Source organism: Streptosporangium sp. NPDC051023 (genome assembly GCF_040689595.1).
In the GTDB taxonomy this organism is placed as follows: Bacteria; Actinomycetota; Actinomycetes; order Streptosporangiales; family Streptosporangiaceae; genus Streptosporangium.
In genome coordinates this window covers 40,932-58,951 of record NZ_JBFBCE010000058.1, presented here as the reverse complement: position 1 = coordinate 58,951, position 18,020 = coordinate 40,932, and the positions used below count along the sequence as shown (strand labels likewise).

23 protein-coding genes are annotated in these 18,020 nt (G+C 68.3%); 19 read left to right on the top strand and 4 right to left on the bottom strand.

Annotated elements, in window-relative coordinates; all coding sequences use genetic code 11:
* Positions 1–136: 136 nt before the first annotated feature.
* Positions 137–631: an inorganic diphosphatase gene (locus tag AB0395_RS31395; protein WP_366287321.1), complete on the bottom strand. Its 495-nt coding sequence runs from the start codon at positions 629–631 to the stop codon at positions 137–139.
* Positions 632–752: 121 nt separating this feature from the next.
* Between AB0395_RS31395 and dacB the strand changes: the two genes are divergently transcribed.
* From dacB to AB0395_RS31355, 8 genes are all read left to right on the top strand, one after another.
* On the top strand, positions 753–2,114 hold the full coding sequence (gene dacB / locus AB0395_RS31390) for a D-alanyl-D-alanine carboxypeptidase/D-alanyl-D-alanine-endopeptidase (RefSeq protein ID WP_366287327.1): 1,362 nt from the start codon (positions 753–755) through the stop codon (positions 2,112–2,114).
* A 51-nt stretch (positions 2,115–2,165) separates the two neighbouring features.
* On the top strand, positions 2,166–3,314 hold the full coding sequence (locus AB0395_RS31385; RefSeq protein WP_366287320.1) for a zinc-dependent metalloprotease: 1,149 nt from the start codon (positions 2,166–2,168) through the stop codon (positions 3,312–3,314).
* A 44-nt stretch (positions 3,315–3,358) separates the two neighbouring features.
* Positions 3,359–4,384, top strand: coding sequence for a tRNA lysidine(34) synthetase TilS (tilS, locus tag AB0395_RS31380; protein WP_366287318.1), 1,026 nt, complete (start codon positions 3,359–3,361; stop codon positions 4,382–4,384).
* A gap of 13 nt (positions 4,385–4,397) precedes the next feature.
* Positions 4,398–4,955 carry a hypoxanthine phosphoribosyltransferase gene (gene hpt / locus AB0395_RS31375; RefSeq protein ID WP_366287316.1) on the top strand — a complete coding sequence of 186 codons (558 nt, stop codon included), beginning with the start codon at positions 4,398–4,400 and terminating at the stop codon, positions 4,953–4,955.
* A gap of 283 nt (positions 4,956–5,238) precedes the next feature.
* A complete protein-coding gene (gene ftsH, locus AB0395_RS31370) occupies positions 5,239–7,209 on the top strand; it encodes an ATP-dependent zinc metalloprotease FtsH (protein ID WP_366287314.1) in 1,971 nt (656 codons plus the stop codon).
* Between the two features lie 2 nt (positions 7,210–7,211).
* On the top strand, positions 7,212–7,793 hold the full coding sequence (gene folE / locus AB0395_RS31365) for a GTP cyclohydrolase I FolE (RefSeq protein WP_366287312.1): 582 nt from the start codon (positions 7,212–7,214) through the stop codon (positions 7,791–7,793).
* Between the two features lie 181 nt (positions 7,794–7,974).
* Positions 7,975–8,631 (top strand): HAD family hydrolase, encoded by a 657-nt coding sequence (locus AB0395_RS31360; protein ID WP_366287310.1) that lies wholly within the window; start codon positions 7,975–7,977, stop codon positions 8,629–8,631.
* Complete coding sequence (locus tag AB0395_RS31355; protein ID WP_366287308.1) at positions 8,609–9,817, top strand: helix-turn-helix transcriptional regulator; 1,209 nt, start codon at positions 8,609–8,611, stop codon at positions 9,815–9,817. Before AB0395_RS31360 ends, AB0395_RS31355 begins: the two co-directional genes overlap by 23 nt.
* Before the next feature lie 368 nt (positions 9,818–10,185).
* On the opposite strand, the gene AB0395_RS31350 is transcribed toward AB0395_RS31355, so the two are convergent.
* A complete protein-coding gene (locus AB0395_RS31350; protein ID WP_366287306.1) occupies positions 10,186–10,620 on the bottom strand; it encodes a hypothetical protein in 435 nt (144 codons plus the stop codon).
* Positions 10,621–10,734: 114 nt separating this feature from the next.
* On the opposite strand from AB0395_RS31350, the gene AB0395_RS31345 reads away from it, so the two are divergent.
* The 9 genes from AB0395_RS31345 (at position 10,735) to AB0395_RS31305 (ending at position 15,078) form a co-directional block, all read left to right on the top strand.
* On the top strand, positions 10,735–10,965 hold the full coding sequence (locus AB0395_RS31345) for a hypothetical protein (protein WP_366287304.1): 231 nt from the start codon (positions 10,735–10,737) through the stop codon (positions 10,963–10,965).
* On the top strand, positions 10,962–11,300 hold the full coding sequence (locus AB0395_RS31340; RefSeq protein ID WP_366287302.1) for a hypothetical protein: 339 nt from the start codon (positions 10,962–10,964) through the stop codon (positions 11,298–11,300). The genes AB0395_RS31345 and AB0395_RS31340 overlap by 4 nt, the downstream gene beginning before the upstream one ends.
* Before the next feature lie 59 nt (positions 11,301–11,359).
* The gene (locus AB0395_RS31335; protein ID WP_366287300.1) at positions 11,360–11,611 is read left to right on the top strand and encodes a hypothetical protein; all 252 of its coding nucleotides are present in this window, start codon (positions 11,360–11,362) and stop codon (positions 11,609–11,611) included.
* A 297-nt stretch (positions 11,612–11,908) separates the two neighbouring features.
* The gene (locus AB0395_RS31330; protein WP_366287298.1) at positions 11,909–12,163 is read left to right on the top strand and encodes a BldC family transcriptional regulator; all 255 of its coding nucleotides are present in this window, start codon (positions 11,909–11,911) and stop codon (positions 12,161–12,163) included.
* Positions 12,164–12,493: 330 nt separating this feature from the next.
* Complete coding sequence (gene folP / locus AB0395_RS31325; protein WP_366287296.1) at positions 12,494–13,345, top strand: dihydropteroate synthase; 852 nt, start codon at positions 12,494–12,496, stop codon at positions 13,343–13,345.
* Positions 13,342–13,779, top strand: a complete 438-nt coding sequence (locus tag AB0395_RS31320) for a nuclear transport factor 2 family protein (protein ID WP_366287294.1) — start codon at positions 13,342–13,344, stop codon at positions 13,777–13,779. Before folP ends, AB0395_RS31320 begins: the two co-directional genes overlap by 4 nt.
* Positions 13,776–14,138, top strand: a complete 363-nt coding sequence (gene folB / locus AB0395_RS31315) for a dihydroneopterin aldolase (protein WP_366287292.1) — start codon at positions 13,776–13,778, stop codon at positions 14,136–14,138. Before AB0395_RS31320 ends, folB begins: the two co-directional genes overlap by 4 nt.
* Positions 14,135–14,629, top strand: a complete 495-nt coding sequence (gene folK, locus AB0395_RS31310) for a 2-amino-4-hydroxy-6-hydroxymethyldihydropteridine diphosphokinase (RefSeq protein WP_366287290.1) — start codon at positions 14,135–14,137, stop codon at positions 14,627–14,629. Before folB ends, folK begins: the two co-directional genes overlap by 4 nt.
* Complete coding sequence (locus AB0395_RS31305; protein ID WP_366287288.1) at positions 14,629–15,078, top strand: DUF3180 domain-containing protein; 450 nt, start codon at positions 14,629–14,631, stop codon at positions 15,076–15,078. The genes folK and AB0395_RS31305 overlap by 1 nt, the downstream gene beginning before the upstream one ends.
* A 127-nt stretch (positions 15,079–15,205) precedes the next feature.
* On the opposite strand, the gene AB0395_RS31300 is transcribed toward AB0395_RS31305, so the two are convergent.
* Positions 15,206–16,195, bottom strand: a complete 990-nt coding sequence (locus tag AB0395_RS31300; RefSeq protein ID WP_366287286.1) for a zinc-binding dehydrogenase — start codon at positions 16,193–16,195, stop codon at positions 15,206–15,208.
* Complete coding sequence (locus tag AB0395_RS31295) at positions 16,195–16,482, bottom strand: antibiotic biosynthesis monooxygenase (protein WP_366287284.1); 288 nt, start codon at positions 16,480–16,482, stop codon at positions 16,195–16,197. The genes AB0395_RS31300 and AB0395_RS31295 overlap by 1 nt, the downstream gene beginning before the upstream one ends.
* A gap of 121 nt (positions 16,483–16,603) precedes the next feature.
* Here AB0395_RS31295 and AB0395_RS31290 point away from each other — a divergent pair, with 121 nt between their 5' ends.
* Positions 16,604–17,101, top strand: a complete 498-nt coding sequence (locus AB0395_RS31290; protein WP_366287282.1) for a MarR family transcriptional regulator — start codon at positions 16,604–16,606, stop codon at positions 17,099–17,101.
* 450 nt (positions 17,102–17,551) lie between these two features.
* Positions 17,552–17,941, top strand: a complete 390-nt coding sequence (locus AB0395_RS31285) for a DUF3592 domain-containing protein (protein ID WP_366287280.1) — start codon at positions 17,552–17,554, stop codon at positions 17,939–17,941.
* The last annotated feature ends 79 nt before the right edge of the window (positions 17,942–18,020 follow it).

Sequence of the window (18,020 nt, the reverse complement as noted above, 5' to 3'; positions counted from 1 at the left end):
CGACCTGTCCGCCGCGCCGCCGTTCCGTGTCTCGCTGATCGAGCTCAGCCCCGAGGAGCACGTGCTCTGCGTCGTCCTGCACCACATCAACGGCGCCCGGTCCGACGACGCGGGCGGTGCGACCCCGTCGCTCAGATCAGTGCCCGGGCCCCGCGTCTTCGGCGCGCTTGATGGAGCGCTTGATCTCCTCCTCGGCCTCGACCCGCCCGACCCAGTTGGCGCCCTCGACGGACTTGCCGGGCTCCAGGTCCTTGTAGACCTCGAAGAAGTGCTGGATCTCCAGACGGTCGAACTCGGGCACGTGGTGAATGTCGCGGATGTGCTCCATCCGGGGGTCCGTGGCGGGAACGCACAGGACCTTGTCGTCACCGCCCTTCTCGTCCGTCATGCGGAACATCCCGACCGCGCGGCACTTGATCAGGCAGCCGGGGAACGTCGGCTCCTGAAGCAGCACCAGGGCGTCGAGGGGGTCTCCGTCCTCGCCGAGGGTGTCCTCGATGAAGCCGTAGTCGGCGGGGTACTGCGTGGAGGTGAAGAGCATTCTGTCGAGCCTGATCCGCCCGGACTCGTGGTCCACCTCATACTTGTTCCGTTGCCCCTTGGGAATCTCAACGAGAACGTCGAACTCCACCGCGTGTTCCTCCGCTCAAGCCCCCGGGCACCCCCGGATGGGCGTTAGTGTCTCGTAGGCGTAACAGCTGTTGGGTACCGATTCATGAAAGGTCGGCGACGTAATGCGGCGCGAGCGGGGGGTGGCCTTGGTCACTCTCGTCTTGCTGCAACTGTTCGTCGTCGCGGCCGGTGCCCACCTGCTCACCAGCGATGCGCTGACCGAGAAGGCGCCCGCACCGGTCGCTTCGGCTGAGCCGCCTCCCGTCCCGGTCATCACCGCGGGTCCGGTGCTGGCCGCGGGGGGGAACGGACCTCTCCCTGCCAAGGGTACTTTGGCAGGGAGGCTCACCGAGGCGCTGGGGGACCCCGCGCTGGGCGACAGCGTCGGCGCGGCGGTCATCGACGCGGAGACGGGCGCCCTCCTGTTCGGCAGCGGCGCCGAGACGGGCATCACCCCGGCCTCGACGACCAAGGTCGCCACCTCGGTCGCCGCGCTGGCCTCTCTGGGCCCCGACGCCAGGCTCAGCACCCGGGTGGTGCGCGGCTCCGCGCCCAACTCGGTCATCCTGGTCGGCGGGGGCGATCCCACGTTGACGGTGGCCAGACCGTCGCAGGCCGTCTACCCGCAGCCCGCCTCGCTCGCCTCGCTCGCGCTGCGCACGGCCAAGGCGCTCAAGGCGGCCGGGGTCGCCAAGGTGGCGGTGGCCTACGACGACAGCCTTTACACCGGGCCGCGGACCGCCTCGACGTGGAAGCCGGGCTACGTCCCCGAGGGCAGCGTCGCCCCCGTCACGGCGCTCATGGTCGACGAGGGCAGGGTCGCGCCGACCAGCCGCCAGCGGGTTCCCGACCCCGCCCGCACGGCGTACACCGCGTTCGTCTCGCTGCTGTCGAAGTACGGCGTCACGGTCTCCAAGTCCGTGACCAGGGCGAAGGCCCCCGCGGGCGCCCAGGAGATCGCCAGGGTCGACTCGGCGCCGCTCTACGCCCTGGTCGAGCGGACGCTGACGCTCAGCGACAACGACCTGGCCGAGGCCCTGGCCAGGCAGGTCGCCCTCAAGGAGGGCAGGCCCGTCTCCTTCGACGGCGCCGCGGTGGCCGTACGACAGGTGCTGACCCGCTTGAAGGCGGGCGAGGGCGTGCGCGTCTTCGACGGCAGCGGCCTGTCGCCGAAGAACCGCATCGCGCCCTCCGCGCTGGCCAGGCTCGTCGCGGCCGCCGCCGCTCCGGAGAACCTCCACCTGCACCCGATCATCAGCGGCATGCCCATCGCCGGGTTCACCGGCACCCTGGGCCACAGGTTCGTGAAGAACGGCTCCGCGTACGGCCTGATCCGCGCCAAGACCGGGACCCTCGACGGGGTCAGCGCGCTGGCCGGGATGACCACGACGCGAAACGGGCGCCTGGTGACCTTCGCCTTCATGGCCGACGAGGTCCCGCCGGAGCTGGGAAAGGCCGAGGCGGCCCTCGACAGGCTCGCCGCGACCGTCGCCACGGGCTGATTGACGGCTCAGACCGCGCGGCCAGGACGGATACCACGTACGGTGGACGGTATGCAGGTGATCGACTGGGACCTTGCCGTCGCGACCGGAACGCGCCTGGTGCGCCCCGGGCCGCAAGTGAGCCGAGAGGAGGCCCGCAGAGCGGTCGCCGAGCTGCGGCAACTCTCCCGAGTTGCCGAGGGACACGTCCGTGAGTTCACCCGGATCGACACCGAGACCGCTCCCGTGCCCGCGACCATCGTCGACAGACCCGGCTGGATCAAGGCCAATGTCGAGGGCTTCAGGGTGGTGCTCGAACCGCTGACCCAGCGGATGGCCGCGCGCAAGGACCAGACGCCCGCGATCGTGACCGCGGTCGGCTCGCGGATCACCGGCGTCGAGGTCGGCGCCGTGCTCGCCTTCCTGGCCTCTCGCGTCCTCGGACAGTACGAGCTGTTCCTGCCCCCCGACCCCTCGGGGCGGTCGGCGACGGGCCGTCTCACGCTGGTCGCGCCCAACATCGTGCACGCCGAGCAGGAGCTCGACGTCAACCCGCGCGACTTCCGCCTGTGGGTCTGCCTGCACGAGGAGACCCACCGGGTGCAGTTCACCGGCGTCCCCTGGCTCAGGGAGTACGTCCGCTCGCAGATGACGGAGTTCCTGCTCGTCTCCGACATGGACCTGAGCACGCTCCTCGACCGGCTCCGCTCCGCCGCCGACGCGGTCGCCGACGCCGTCAGGGGAGGCGAGGGCAACCTGATCGACGCGATCCAGACCCCGGAGCAGAAGGAGATCCTCGACCGGCTCACCGCGGTGATGACCCTGGTCGAGGGGCACGGCGACTACGTCATGGACGCGGTCGGCCCCTCGGTCGTCCCCTCCGTCGCCGACATCCGCGCCAAGTTCCACCACCGTCGCGAGGGCGGCTCGCGCCTCGACCGCACGGTCCGCAAGCTGCTCGGCGTCGACCTCAAGATGAAGCAGTACGCCGAGGGGTCGACCTTCGTCCGCACGGTCGTCGAGCGGGTCGGCATGGACGGCTTCAACAAGGTCTGGACCTCTCCGGAGACGCTCCCGACCCAGGACGAGATCGCCAACCCCGAGCGCTGGATCACCAGGGTCGTCGGCTCTCCCGTCCTGCCCGCGGCCAACGGCGCTCCGGTCCTCCCCGAGGGGGACGGCGGCCAGGACCTCTCCGGGGCTGACGAGACGACCGGCTGACCCGCGGGCGCTACGGGAGGGCAGGAGGCCGGACAATGGCGGGCATGGGTCCGCCTCCCGCCGTCGCCGACGTCCGCCGTGCCGTACGGCTCGCACTGGACGGCCTGGCACCGGGCTCTCTCGTGCTGGTCGCCTGCAGTGGCGGTGCCGACTCTCTGGCGCTGGCCGCGGCGACGGGGTTCGTCGCGCCCCGCGCCGGGCTCCGCGCGGGACTGCTCACCGTCAACCATGGCCTACAGCACGGCTCGGGCGACAGGGCCGCCGACGTCGTACGGCTCGCGCCCGCCCTCGGCCTCGACCCGGCCGAGGCGCTGCGCGTCTCCGTCGGCACCTCAGGAGGCCCTGAGGCGGCGGCCAGGGAGGCGAGGTACGCCGCGCTGTCCGCGGCCGCGGAACGCCTCGGGGCCGCGGCCGTGCTCCTCGGGCACACCAGGGACGACCAGGCGGAGACGGTGCTGCTCAGGCTCGCCAGGGGCAGCGGGACGCGCTCGCTCGCGGGGATGCCTGCGCGGGCGGGGCTCTACCTGAGGCCGCTGCTCGGCCTCGGCAGGCAGACGACCGTGGCGGCCTGTGGAGGGCTCGGGCTGAGCCCGTGGGACGACCCGCACAACCTCGACCCCCGCTACACCCGGGTCAGGGTCAGGGAACGGCTGCTGCCCGCCCTGGAAGACGAACTGGGCCCCGGGGTCGCCGAGGCGCTCGCCAGGACCGCGGCCCTGTGCCGGGACGACGCGGACGCCCTCGACGGCTGGGCCGACGTCGCCTATGCCGGGGCCGTGCTCTCTGATTCAGCTCTTAGCGATATCGGCGGTGAGGCGGGGGCGGTGGCGCTGGCCGTACCGGAGCTGGAGGGCCTGCCGGTCGCGGTGCGGCGGCGGGTGCTGCGCCGGGCGGCGATCGAGGCGGGGTCCCCGCCGGGCACGCTCGCCGCCTCGCACATCCTCCAGGTCGACCGTCTGGTCACCGGGTGGCGCGGGCAGCGGCGCGTGGAGGTCCCCGGGGGGGTTGGAGCGGTCCGCCGGTATGGCACCCTGATATTCGCCAGACACCCAGCAAGCCCCGTCTCGTAAGGAAAAATCCCAGGTGGACGCAGCCGACATGGGCAAGGACCTCTCCCGGGTCCTGATTGCGGAAGAAGAGCTCCAGGCCAAGATCAAGGAGCTCGCGGGCCGGATCGACGAGGACTACGCGGGCAAGGACCTGCTGATCGTGGGCGTGCTGAAGGGCGCGGTCATGGTCATGGCCGACCTGGCAAGGGCGTTGCACCTGCCGGTCCAGATGGACTGGATGGCGGTCTCCTCGTACGGCGCGGGCACCAAGTCCTCGGGCGTCGTGCGGGTGCTCAAGGACCTGGACACCGACATCGCCGGGCGTCACGTGCTGGTCGTCGAGGACATCATCGACTCGGGCCTGACCCTGTCGTGGCTGGTGCACAACCTGAAGTCGCGCAATCCCGCCTCGGTGGAGATCTGCGCAGCGCTGCGCAAACCGGACGCGGTCAAGGTGCCGCTCGATGTGAAATACATCGGGTTCGACATTCCGAACGAGTTCGTGATCGGTTATGGCCTCGACTACGCAGAGCGATACCGCAATCTTCCCTTCATCGGGACTCTTGCTCCCCATGTGTATGGGGCAAGCTGAAAAAGTACGCCCTGGGCGAAGCGCGCCCTCCGCGCGTCCGACATTGGCCATAGCGGAGGGGAACACGCGCCCACCTGACGTACGTTGGTAGGGCAAAGCCGGTGCTGCCCGGGCAGTTACTCTGTGCGGCACGCCGGTGTACCTTCGGACGATCGAGGGGAAGGCCTCACAGCCCTCCCCCGGTTGTCAGTTGGAGCGGTTAGGGATACCGCGAACCTCGGGTTCGCCCGGGGTTGCCAGGCCATGGTCAGGAAGGGACGGGCCCGCCGGGGTTCCGCATCGGATGGATCTCAAGCGATTTACACGTGGGCCACTGCTGTGGATCCTGGGCATCGTCGTGCTGCTCCTGCTCGTCACCACGATGTGGAGCAGCGACGGCAACTTCGACAAGACCGACACCTCGAAGATCATCGGTTACATCAACGAGGGCAAGATCTACAACGCGAAGATCATCGACAAGGACCAGCGCATCGAGGTCACGCTGACCGACAAGAAGCGCTACTACTCCTCGTGGGTGACCGGCCAGGGTGTCCAGCTCGCAGACCAGCTCGAAACCGCCTCGAAGAGCGGCAAGCTCACAGGTGGTTACACCGTTGAGGTGCCGAGGGAGAACTTCCTTCTCGGTCTCCTGGTGAGCTTCCTGCCGGTCGTCATCATCGTGCTGCTCTTCTTGTTCATCATGAACCAGATGCAGGGCGGCGGCTCTCGGGTGATGAACTTCGGCAAGTCGAAGGCCAAACTCATCACCAAGGACACCCCCAAGACCACCTTCGCCGACGTCGCGGGCGCGGACGAGGCCATCGAGGAGCTCCAGGAGATCAAGGAGTTCCTGCAGGCCCCGGCCAAGTTCCAGGCGATCGGTGCGAAGATCCCCAAGGGCGTCCTCCTGTACGGCCCGCCGGGAACCGGCAAGACCCTGCTCGCCAGGGCGGTCGCCGGTGAGGCGGGGGTCCCGTTCTACTCGATCTCCGGTTCCGACTTCGTCGAGATGTTCGTGGGTGTCGGCGCCTCCCGAGTGCGCGACCTGTTCGAGCAGGCCAAGGCGAATGCCCCGGCGATCATCTTCATCGACGAGATCGACGCGGTCGGTCGTCACCGCGGCGCCGGTCTCGGCGGCGGTCACGACGAGCGCGAGCAGACGCTGAACCAGCTCCTCGTCGAGATGGACGGCTTCGACGTCAAGGGCGGCGTGATCCTGATCGCGGCGACCAACCGGCCCGACATCCTGGACCCGGCGCTGCTGCGTCCCGGACGTTTCGACCGCCAGGTCACCGTCGACCGCCCCGACCTTGAGGGCCGTAAGGGCATCCTCAAGGTGCACGGCAGGGGCAAGCCGTTCGCCGAGGGAGTTGAGCTCGACGTCATCGCGCGCAGGACGCCCGGCTTCACCGGCGCGGACCTGGCCAACGTGATCAACGAGGCGGCGCTGCTCACCGCGCGCGCCGACCAGAAGCTGATCTCGATGGAGATGCTCGAGGAGTCCATCGACCGTGTGATGGCCGGTCCCGAGCGCAAGACGCGCGTGATGTCGGACCAGGAGAAGAAGATGATCGCGTACCACGAGGGCGGTCACGCCCTGGTCGCGCACGCGCTTCCCAACTCCGACCCGGTCCACAAGATCACGATCCTGTCCCGCGGTCGCGCCCTCGGTTACACGATGACGCTGCCGATGGAGGACAAGTTCCTCGCGACCCGCTCCGAGATGATGGACCAGCTCGCGATGCTGCTCGGCGGCCGTACCGCGGAGGAGCTCGTCTTCCACGAGCCGACCACCGGCGCCTCGAACGACATCGAGAAGGCGACCTCCATCGCCCGCCGCATGGTCACCGAGTACGGCATGAGCGAGCAGCTCGGCGCCCGCAAGTTCGGCACCGGAAACGCCGAGGTCTTCCTCGGCCGTGAGATGGGTCACGAGCGCGACTACTCCGAGAAGATCGCCTCCACGATCGACGAGGAGGTGCGCCGGATGATCGAGACCGCGCACGACCAGGCGTGGGAGATCCTCGTCGAGTACCGCGACGTGCTCGACAATCTGGTGCTCGAGCTCATGGAGAAGGAGACCCTCTCCCGCGATCAGGTGCTGCAGATCTTCGCGCCGGTCGTGGTCAGGGAGAAGCGTCCCTCCTACTCCGGGTACGGCAAGCGGCTGCCGTCCAACCGGCCGCCGATCCTGACCCCGAAGGAGCAGTCCGGTAACGGCGCTCTTCCGGCGGGAGCGGGTCACACCGACTCCGTGCCCAGGGACGGGAACTGAGTGTGAGCGTCAACCCCCTCCAGGTCGACTCCGCAAGGCTGGAGAAGGCCGTCCGAGAGATCCTCTACGCCATCGGCGAGGATCCCGACCGTGACGGCCTGCAGGACACCCCGGCCCGCGTCGCCCGCGCCTACGCCGAGCAGTTCGCCGGGCTTGGGCAGACGCCGGAAGACGTGCTGACCACGGTCTTCGACGTCGACCACGACGAGATGGTGCTTGTCAGGGACATCGAGGTCTACTCGACCTGCGAGCACCACCTGGTTCCGTTCCACGGGGTCGCTCACGTCGGCTACATCCCCAATGAGAAGGGTCAGGTCACCGGCCTGTCCAAGCTCGCCCGCCTCGTCGACGTCTACGCCAGGCGTCCTCAGGTGCAGGAGCGGATGACCTCCCAGATCGCCGACGCGCTGATGAGCGTGCTGGAGCCCAGGGGAGTCATCGTGGTGATCGAGTGCGAGCACCTCTGCATGACCATGCGCGGCGTCCGCAAGCCCGGCGCGAAGACCATCACCTCGGCCGTCCGCGGTGACTTCCGCAACAGCGACAAGACCCGCGCTGAGGCGATGGCGCTCATCCTGCGCTGAGCTTCCCCGTGTGTTTCCGGAGCCCCTGCTCATCTTGAGTGGGGGCTCTGGCATGTGGGAAACGGTTCATGAGGGGCCGTGCGATAGGAGGACGGCCAACAGCGGCCGACCCTGGGTGGACAGTGGCCTACTGCTGGGCTGCCGTGTCCGGGGTGGTGCGGGTGTGGCCTACCCTGCCAAGGTGATCAGGGTTGTGGTGTTCGACATCGGTGAGACGCTTGTCCGGGACGATCGCTACTGGGCGTCCTGGGCCGACTGGCTGGGTGTCTCCCGGCATACTCTGTCCGCTCTCGTCGGGGCGGTGACGGCCATGGGTCTGGACAACGCGGAGGCGGTACGGCTACTGCGGCCCGGCGTGGACCTGGCTGAGGAACGCCGTGCCCGGGAAGAGGCCGGGCGCGGCGAGTATCTCGACGAGACCGATCTATACCCTGACGTCCGGCCAGGGCTTCAGGCGTTGCGCGACATGGGAGTCCGTGTGTGCGTGGCCGGTAACCAGACGGCCAAGGCCGGCAACCTCGTGCGCGGCCTTTCCCTGCCCGCCGACGAGATCGCCACTTCGGAGGAGTGGGGGGTGGCCAAGCCGGATCCTGCGTTCTTCCGTCGCGTTGCCGAGCTGGGCGGGGCGGTGCCCGAGGAGACGGTCTACGTCGGCGATCATCCGGCTAATGACGTCATTCCCGCGAAGGCGGCGGGTTTGCGGACATGCATGATCCGGCGGGGACCATGGGGGCATTTATGGGGAAGCGATTCGACCATTCTGCGTTCAGTCGATTGGCGAATCGATAGCATCTTGGAATTGCCTCCCATCCTCCATGGAGGTTCCGAATGGAGCTAAAATGTCCCCTGCGTCGCATAATGATGGATTAGGGAAGCGTATAGCCTCAATTCGTAGAGCGCGACGCATGACGCAGGCTAACCTCGCTCACACGGCCAATGTATCTCTGAGCATGATCCGTAAGCTCGAACAGGGTGTCCGTGACCCCGGTGACAGCGTGCTGGAAGCCATGGCAGCGGCGCTGGGGGTCGATCCCTCCCGCCTGTTCGGCGACACCACACGTCTGGACGGCCGGGTTCATGACGCGATTCCACTCCTGCGTACCGTCATAGCGTCGTGCGACTTCCCGGAGGACGGCCCAGTACGCTCTGTCCACCAACTGCGAGCGGCCGTGAACGAAGCGGTGCAACGGCGCTTGAACGCTCAGTATGTCCGCCTGTCCACCACGCTCCCCGACCTAATAACGGAGCTTGTTCGCGGACTTCACGAAACAGAGAATTCAGCACGCTTTGATATCGCTCCATTGCTTGTCGCCACCTATCGTGCAGCTGACGCGGTGGCATACAAGTACGGCTACCATGATTTGTCGGCCCGCTTGATCGAGCTGATGCGGAGCGCTTCTGACCTCTCCGAAGACCCCCTGCTTACGGCGTCAACGGCCTACGTCCGGACGGAGACCTTTTTCGCCGCCCAGGCATACCACGCCGGACTGCGGGCGATTCAATTAGAGATCGACCGTCTCCCGGTCGGGCGGCAGCGCCAGCAGCTTGGAGTCCTGGGTTCACTCCACATGCGTGCGGCTGTCATCGCGGCCCGTGCCCAAAACCCCGACGCCGCGATGAACCACCTGGCCGAGGCCCGACGACTTGGCGATCTTGTTCCTGAGGGCACCTACTATGGCACGGCCTTCGGCCCGAGTTCGGTCCGCATCCACGAAGTCTCGGTCGCTGTCAGCCTTGGAGATCGCTCTCTGCGGCCCGCTCTCGATATCGGTGACAACTGGACGCCCCCGCCTGAGATCCCCGCCGAACGCCGAAGCGGCTACTACGTCGAGCTGGCGCGCGCACAGCTATGGGCCGGTCTGAAAGAGTCGTCTTTCGAGTCACTGAAGATGGCGCGGCGCATCGCGCCCCAGCACACACGCGAACACCAGTGGGTTCAGGAAGACACTGAGACCTTGTTGCGTCTCTACCGGAGCAGCAGCGAGAGCCTGATCGGATTCGCTGAGTGGGTGGGCGTGATCTAGGGACGATCAAAGGTGACACAGGTTGTGTCACTTCCCGGGTGTTGGCTGAATCACCATGGGGCGGTCCGAGTCTTTGCGTGACCAGCGGCGATCACATCGACGCAGTCGTGTAAAGGCGAACCCGCCCGGCGCTTGCCACGTCCGGACGGGTCCTTGATCAGGAAAGTAGGTCCTGACCCATGAGCAAGCCTAGTGTTCCGGTCCTTGACCGGAACCCGGCTCCCGGAGACAGCTGCGGCTGCTTCGCTGAGGCTGTGCCGTTGCCGATGGGGTGTGCCCGGTGCGGGCACGCTCCTTACGCCCACCACTGCTCCGACCAGGCCGATCACGATTACGTACAGCCGTCCGGCCCGCTGATGAACGCCCGCCTACATGCCCGGCGCCAGTATGGCCCGCAGCTTCTGCCAGCCGCCGAACCACCGGTGGAGGTGACGCCGGTCGAGGTGGTCCCGCTGGTACCCGCGCAACGCCGCCCCGAACCCGACCCCGAACCGCCCGTGAGCATGTCGGCCGTGCTCGACATGAGGCCTACCCGGCAGGACGACCGGCCGGTTCCCGGTGACGAACCGGCCACTGCTCTGGAGCAGGTTCCGTCCGCTCCGGTCGCACGGCCTGCCCGGTCGCCGCTGCCCAGGCGGGTACGGCGCCCGCTGTTCGGGCCTGGCACACGGCCTGCGGCTGGCAGGCCATCCCGGCGCGGCGGCAGCCGATCTCCCGCCCCCGGTGGTGTCCGTGCGAGCGTCCGGGGCCCCGGCGATGCCCGCGCTCCGGGGAAGGCAGGAGCCGTTCTGTCGATCACTCACCCGTTTGCGCTGTACGGCGTGTCCCCGCTTCTTCTTTCCCAGCCCAATGGGCAGGCCCGTCCGGCGGTAGCGTCGCCCGCAGGAGCCCTTGACCGGACAACGGAGGCCCGGCCCATGCACGACGGCACGCCCGCACCGACCACTCCGGAGATCCCGGGCTGGCGGCTGATCATCAGTGACAAGGGCCGGTTCTGGGCCATCCGCCGTCAGCCCTTCCCCCGGGACGCCCTGCGCTCCGGAGCCGAACCGACCGTGGACGCCGACACCTTCGACGAGGTCAAGGCGGCGGTGGAACGGCAGGAGGAGATCGCCCGGCAGGCAGCCGTCCAGGGGGCGGCGTCATGATCGGGAAGTCTCGTCCCGGTGGGCGGCACCGTGACGGCCAGACGCATACGCCGGTCTATCGACGGTTGTGGGATGGCCCGGCGCGGGCCGAGGCCGAGCGGCTTGACCGGGCCTGGCCGGACTGGACGGTCCTGTACAGCCTGGGACGACGCCGTTTCTACGCCCTGAGCTCCTGGACCACTCCTGAGCCGGTGATCATCTGGGATGACACCGCCGAGGGCCTGGAGAAGCGGATGCGCGAGGCTGGGACATTCCTGACCCGGCAGACACCGCTCCTGGCCGCTGGGGCTTCTCTCGGAGCCCGGCACCCGTTCCCGTCCGGGAGGGCGGCATGATCCCACGCCCCGGCCCACCGGGACCAGCGCATGGTGTCGCACGCCGAGGATGCGACACCGTGCAACAGGCCAACCCCGGCTGGCTGGTCTTCCACAACTCGGAGACCGGCATCTGGAGCGCCTACCGCCGCACCTTGCCCGGCAGGCGGGAGACCGAGTCCGGTGTCCCACTTCTGATCCGGGCAGATTCGGCTGAGGAACTGGAGGGGAAACCGGCCACCCAGACCGGCGTCCGGACCGAGAACCAGGCTGTCCTGTCCGTCTCGGTCCCTTTGGCCGACCCGGCCGCTCTGCATGGTGCGGGTGCGTGATCACGGCACTGGGCCGGTACGGCGAGGCCGGGGAGTCACCCCTTCTTTGTGCTTTGCCGTACCCCTGAACGTGCGGTCTGGGAAGGAGGGCCCAGACCGCACACCAACGGCGGTTCCCATGCACATCGGGAAATGTCCCGATTACACATCGGGAAATGTCCCGGTGTCTCGGGGAAGAGGGGAACCGCCCTTGCGCCGGTCGCCCACTCACCCGGGAGACCGGTCCCCCTTACGGTGTCCGGCCGGACAGCCCCCGCTCCGGCCGGGCACCACACTCCCCACACCTGGAGACCCCCTATGCCCGCCATCATGGTCATCAGCTCTGACGGCACCTTCACCACCGGAACCGGCACCACCGAGCGGCTTTTGACGCCCGGGGAGGTCGCACGCCTGTTCGGGGTCGATCCCAAGACCGTCAACCGCTGGGCGCAAACCGGCAGGATCGCATCCATCCGTACCCCAAGCGGCCAGCGCCGCTACCGCGAGGACGAGGTCCAGAAGCTGCTGTATGGAGTGGCGGACAGCGCAGGAGCCACGTGTGCGGCCGGGTGAGGGTTCTCATCCGGTCGCACACGGCGCCGCCGCCTTTTCTTGTCCGGAGCGGGTTCGCGCACGCGGGATGGTCTTGGGGGAAGGACGGGAGTTGCGGTGCGGTGAGAAAGGGCTTCGTTTTTGGTGTGGTCGGGCTAATCTCTCATCGTGCACGGGCTGATATCGCCGCAGTTGCCAAGGTCCGGCATGCTCCGGCCTCCCTGGTCCGGACACTCCGCACCTCGTGAACCACGGACCACGGTCCGCCTCACGAGGGGAGGGCTTATTCGGCATGGCGCAAGCCGGACCCGCGATATGGGCGAAGAGCGGACAACGCCTAGGCTTGTCCGCATGACTACGTGGAGTGTGCCGGGGCTGCCCGACGAGGGCCGCTGCCTGGTGATGGGCGTGGTCAACGTCACCCCCGACTCCTTCTCCGACGGTGGCCGGTGGTTCGATCCGGCGACGGCCGTACGGCACGGCCTTGACCTGGTCGAACAGGGCGCGGACATCGTCGACGTCGGCGGCGAGTCGACCAGGCCCGGCGCGGCGCGGGTCTCGCTCGAGGAGGAGCTGGCCAGGGTCGAGCCGGTCATCAGGGAGCTGAGCAGGGAAGGCGTCGCGGTCAGCGTCGACACCATGCGGGCCGAGGTCGCGCAGGCGGCGGTTGACGCGGGGGCGAGGCTGGTCAACGACGTCAGCGGCGGTCTGGCCGATCCGGAGATGCCCAGGGTGGTGGCCGCCTCGGGCGTGCCGTACGTGGTGATGCACTGGCGGGGCCACAGCCACGCGATGGACAGCCGGGCGATCTACGGTGACGTTGTGACCGAGGTGCGGGAAGAACTGTCCAAGCGGGTCGCCTCCGTGCTGGCGGAGGGGGTCGCGGAGAGTCGGATCGTGCTGGACCCCGGGCTCGGCTTCTCCAAGAACCCCGAGCACAACTGGGCACTGCTCGCGGGTGTCGACCAGCTCGCCGAGCTGGGCTACCCGCTGCTCATCGGAGCCTCACGCAAGCGTTTTCTCGGCCGCCTGCTGGCGGACCCCGACGGCACCCCGCGCCCCTTCGGGGGTAGTGACGACGCCACGCTCGCCGTGACCGCCCTCGCCGCGAGCGCGGGGGCCTGGTGCGTCCGAGTGCACGACGTACGCCCGAACGCGGACGCCGTCCGCGTGGCCGCAGCAGTTCAGAGAGCGAGATCATGAGCGTCGACACCACCGCCGTCGAGACGGTCAACCAGGCGTTCTACACCGCGATCGAGAACGCCGACCTCGACCGCATGACCGAGATCTGGGCCGAGGACATCGATGGCGAGCAGGTGAGCTGTGTGCACCCGGGGTGGCCGATCATCAACGGCCGCCAGGAGGTGCTGCGCTCCTGGGCGCTCATCATGGCCAACACCCCCTACATCCAGTTCGTGCTGACCGACGTCCGCGTCATGGTGCTGGGCGACGTCGCGATCCTCACCTGTGAGGAGAACATCCTTACCGCGGGCGACGAGGGTGATTCCAGCTTCGCGGCGGGCAAGGTTGTGGCGAGCAACACCTTCGTCAGGACGTCCAGAGGGTGGCGGCTCTGGCTGCACCACGGCTCACCCGTGCTGCAGGGTGACGACGACGAGGAAGAGGAAGCCGCGTGACGGACCGGATCAGTGTCAGGGGCCTGAGGGCGCGGGGGCGGCACGGTGTGCTGCCCGCGGAGCGGGAGCTCGGCCAGGAGTTCGTGGTGGACGTCACACTCTTCGTCGACACCGCCCCGGCGGCGGCGGACGACGACCTCGCCAAGACCGTGGACTACGGGCAGCTCGCCCAGGACCTGGTGAAGGTCGTCGAGGGCGAGCCGGTCGACCTGATCGAGACCCTGGCCCAGCGGCTGGCGGACGTCTGCCTGTCGCGCGAGCGGGTGCTCTCGGCCGAGGTGAGTGTGCACAAGCCCGCGGCCCCCATCCCGCTGCCGTTCGACGACGTGGTCGTGACGATCATCCGGAGCCGGTCATGAAGGTCGTGCTGGCGCTCGGCAGCAACCTGGGTGATCGTCTCGACATGCTGCAGGGCGCGCTGGACTCGCTCTTCGACACCCCGGAGCTGGAGTTCGTCGCGGTCTCCCAGGTCTACGAGACGGACCCGGTCGGAGGTCCCGAGCAGGAGCCGTACCTGAACGCGGTGGTGATCGCGCACAGTGAGCTGGAACCCAGGACGCTCCTCGATCGTGCTCAGAGTGTGGAGAACGCTTTTGGCAGGGTCCGGACCGAGCGCTGGGGCCCGCGCACCCTGGACGTCGACCTGATCACCGTGGGGGACGTCGTCTCGGACGACCCCGAGCTGACACTGCCGCACCCCAGGGCGCACGAGCGCGCGTTCGTGCTGGTTCCCTGGATGGAGGCGGACCCGGACGCGGTCCTGGCCGGGCGCAGGGTCGCCGACCTGCTCTCCGGTCTCGACCAGGACTACGTACGGCTGCGCCCCGACCTGACCCTGCAGAGGCCGTAGTGAAGCCAAGCCGTCCCGGGGTCGTCGTCGGCCTTCTCGTCGTGTGCGCGATCCTGTCGTGGGCGCTGCTGAACCCGTTCTACTCGTCCCTGCCGAGGGTGCCGTGGACGGCGATTCCCACGGTGCTCCTGCTGGCGGTCGGCGAGGTGTACAGCGGCTGGATGACCAAGGCCAGGATCGAGCGCAGGTTCGACACCAAGCCCGTCGAGCCGCTGGCCGTCGCCCGTCTCGCGGCTCTCGGCAAGGCCTCCGCGTACGCCGGAGCGGTCTTCGGGGGCATCTTCGCCGGGTTCACCCTCTACACCGCCGAACTGCTGGACCGGGAGGCGCCCCGCGAGGACTTCCTGATCGCGGGCGGCTCGTTCGTGTCCTGCGTGGTGTTGGTCTGCGCGGCCCTGTACCTGGAGTACTGCTGCAAGGTGCCGAAGGACTCAGAGGAGGACCGCTGAGTCGTGTCCCGCGATCTCGCCGTCGCGAGGATCGTCGGGGCGCCGCGCGACCACGGTGAGGAGCGGCGGCTCGCCGCGGTGATCGCCTGCCTTCGCCGGGTCCGGTGACCTTCGGAGTTCGTGACGTTCAGAGTTCGACGACGACCCGGCCGGCGGCCGAGGCGCGTTCGGCGGTTTCGTGTGCCTCGGCGATTCGGTCGAGGGGGAGGCGGGCCGCGATCGGGAAGCGCAGGTCGCCCGCGCGCAGGGCGGCGGTCAGGTCGGCCGCCGCGGCCTGGTTGGCCTCCTCGGGGAAGTCGTCGTTGCTGAGGAAGCATATGGTGATGTTCTTGAAACCCAATGGCCAGTACGGCACGGCAGGGTTGGCGTCGCCTGTCGCGTAAGTGGCGATCACCCCGCCGTAGGCCAGGATCTCCAGGTCCGTCTTGATGTTGGCGTCGAACGCCACCTCGGCGACCCGGTGGACGCCCCCCTCGGGAGCGAAGGCCAGAATCCGTTTCGCCACCTCGCCCGACTCGCCGGAGGAGACGTCGATCGCGTGGTGGGCTCCGGCGGCCAGCGCCTCCTCGACCTGCGCGGCCCGGCGGACGGTCGCGATCACCGTGGCGCCGCCTCGCCTGGCCACGGCCACGGCGGCGCGGCCGACGGCGCCGACCGCGCCGGTGACAACCACGGTCTGCCCGGTCACGGGGCCGTCGCCCATGATCGCGCGATGCGCGGTGATGCCGGGGATGCCCAGCCCCGCGGCCTGCTCGAAGTGGATCTCCTCCGGTAGCGGGACGGCGTGCCCCGCGGGGACGACGGTGTGCTCGGCGGCCGTGCCGAAGGGCCGGTAGGACTGGGCGAGGTAGACCCAGACGCGTTCGCCGAGCCTGGCCTGGTCGACCCCCTCCCCGATGGCGTCGATCACTCCCGCTCCGTCGCCGTGCGGGATCACCCTGGGAAAGGCCATGGTGGACCCCCACCAGCCCTGCCGTTTGCCGAGGTCTCCCACGTGGACCCCGGAGACCGCGATCCTGACCCGCACCTCGCCGGGGCCCGGCTCCGGTGTGGGCATCTCCCCGACCCGCAGGACCTCGCGGGCCGGTCCCTGACGTTCGTACCAGGCGGCGCGCATCACGCCTCCTGCCCTTCCTCCGCGCTGACCAGCTCGTCGATCGTGGCGAAGAAGGCCGCGATCCCCGGCAGGTTCGGCCCCTTGGCCCGCGAGGCCGCGAAGTCCTCGGGCGAGCGCCAGTCGACGATGTCCAGCCATTGGTCGTCGGGCAGGCGGACCAGTCTGGCTCCGAGGAAGCCGGCGCGGTCGGCGGCGAAGTCGGCCAGCATCGTGGGCCGTGCGTCGAGCATCGCCTGGGTGCGGTCCGGCGCGACGCGGAAGCGGGTGAGTTCAACGGTGGTCGTCATGTCTGTCTTCTCCCTGGAGGGCATCGGTGATGGGGAACCGTGGTGAGCGGTCGACGATCACGGTATAGTAAGGATCAGTGATAGTCAAAGTTAGTGACTAAATTTCCGTGGAGAGACGGTCGTGCGCCGCAGTGAACGCAAAGAGGAGGCTCCTGACCTGGGGATTCTGGCGAGCAACGTGTTGTTCGCCGTCCAGAAGGAGCTGTTCGAGACCCTCGCCGAGGAGGGACACCCCCGGCTCAGGCCGAGGCACGGAGCCGTGCTGGCCTACCTCGACGCCGAAGGCAGCAGGGCCACCGAACTGTCCCGGCAGTCGGGGCAGCACAAGCAGGTCATTGGCACCCTCGTCGACGAGTTGGTCGCCCTCGGCTACGTGGAGCGCCGTCCCGACCCCCAGGACCGCAGGGCCAAGCTCGTCTGCCCGACGGACCTCGGCATCGACCAGATGACCAGGTCGGACGCCATCATGGCCGCCATCGAGCGACGCCACGCCCAGGCTCTGGGGCAGGAGGTGTACGCCGGCTTCAAACGCTCCCTCCGGCGGGTCGCCGAGCTCCAACGCGTCTGGCGGGAAACCGGCGGGAGCGCTCGGCGGGCCGTCGACGGGACGGCGGAGTAGCGTTTCCGGCGGGAAACGTCCGGAGCGGTTCGTCGGCTCGGGCCGGACACGCCTCCGGGATCCCGGCACCTCGGGCCAGTCACCGTGGCCGACCAGGAAATACGCACGGGAAACTCCGGTTCGGCTGGTTGTGCGAATCCTGTTCCGGACGTGGCCCTTAATGGGGTTTTCCGGCTGAATGAACGTTCCGTGCCCGGGCCGTTTGTGATCAGTGACATTTTGCTTGTGGCGCTCAAAAGCATGGCGCATCATTTTGTTCGCACTGCAGACTGTTGAACACACCGATCGGCCGCCGGTCCCGGAGGGGCGGGGGAAGAGACGCCGGGCGCGCTCTCCGCGGTCGGCGGTCCTGTCGCCGTTCGGTGTGGGAGGTCGGGGCTGATGGTCAGGCGGTTACATCGGCGCTTCAGGCCGTTCGGCACCCTGGGCGCGAGCGACATTCTCCTGGGCATGATTGTCGTGCTCTCCATCTTCATGACGACCGCTTGCTTTATCGCCATGATCGTCTTAATGACGGTAAATAGCATATCGACTCTCGAACTGTACTTTCACGGTGTCCGGACCACCGGGACGGCGGTGTCCAGCAGATCTGTGGAACAGTCGGAAAATGGGCTGCGCTACTACACCGAGATCAGTTTTGTCGGAGGCGGGGAACGGCGCGTTGAGGAGATCGTGGGTGAGTACGCCGAGGGCGAGGAGATTCCGATCGTCTATGACCCGGACGATCCGAGTGTGGTCGACAGCGAGTCGGAGGTCGGCCTTGGTGGTGTCTTAGCGACCGTGCTCCCTGAAGGGATCATCTTGGCTCTTTTCGCGCTTTGGATCGGCCTGTTCCGCTGATCATGTTCCCGGGAAACGCCGACCCCGGTCTTGGGTGGACCCGGAATTCCTGTCGCCCGGCTAAGGCGTGGCGGGAGCG

Coding starts and splice junctions, on each gene's coding strand:
- AB0395_RS31385 (WP_366287320.1), top strand. CDS start 2,166: ATGCAGGTGATCGACTGGGACCTTGCCGTCGCGACCGGAACGCGCCTG.
- tilS (WP_366287318.1), top strand. CDS start 3,359: ATGGGTCCGCCTCCCGCCGTCGCCGACGTCCGCCGTGCCGTACGGCTC.
- ftsH (WP_366287314.1), top strand. CDS start 5,239: ATGGATCTCAAGCGATTTACACGTGGGCCACTGCTGTGGATCCTGGGC.
- AB0395_RS31355 (WP_366287308.1), top strand. CDS start 8,609: ATGGAGGTTCCGAATGGAGCTAAAATGTCCCCTGCGTCGCATAATGAT.
- AB0395_RS31345 (WP_366287304.1), top strand. CDS start 10,735: ATGCACGACGGCACGCCCGCACCGACCACTCCGGAGATCCCGGGCTGG.
- AB0395_RS31340 (WP_366287302.1), top strand. CDS start 10,962: ATGATCGGGAAGTCTCGTCCCGGTGGGCGGCACCGTGACGGCCAGACG.
- AB0395_RS31330 (WP_366287298.1), top strand. CDS start 11,909: ATGCCCGCCATCATGGTCATCAGCTCTGACGGCACCTTCACCACCGGA.
- folP (WP_366287296.1), top strand. CDS start 12,494: ATGACTACGTGGAGTGTGCCGGGGCTGCCCGACGAGGGCCGCTGCCTG.
- AB0395_RS31320 (WP_366287294.1), top strand. CDS start 13,342: ATGAGCGTCGACACCACCGCCGTCGAGACGGTCAACCAGGCGTTCTAC.
- folK (WP_366287290.1), top strand. CDS start 14,135: ATGAAGGTCGTGCTGGCGCTCGGCAGCAACCTGGGTGATCGTCTCGAC.
- AB0395_RS31300 (WP_366287286.1), bottom strand. CDS start 16,195: ATGCGCGCCGCCTGGTACGAACGTCAGGGACCGGCCCGCGAGGTCCTG.
- AB0395_RS31295 (WP_366287284.1), bottom strand. CDS start 16,482: ATGACGACCACCGTTGAACTCACCCGCTTCCGCGTCGCGCCGGACCGC.
- AB0395_RS31285 (WP_366287280.1), top strand. CDS start 17,552: ATGATTGTCGTGCTCTCCATCTTCATGACGACCGCTTGCTTTATCGCC.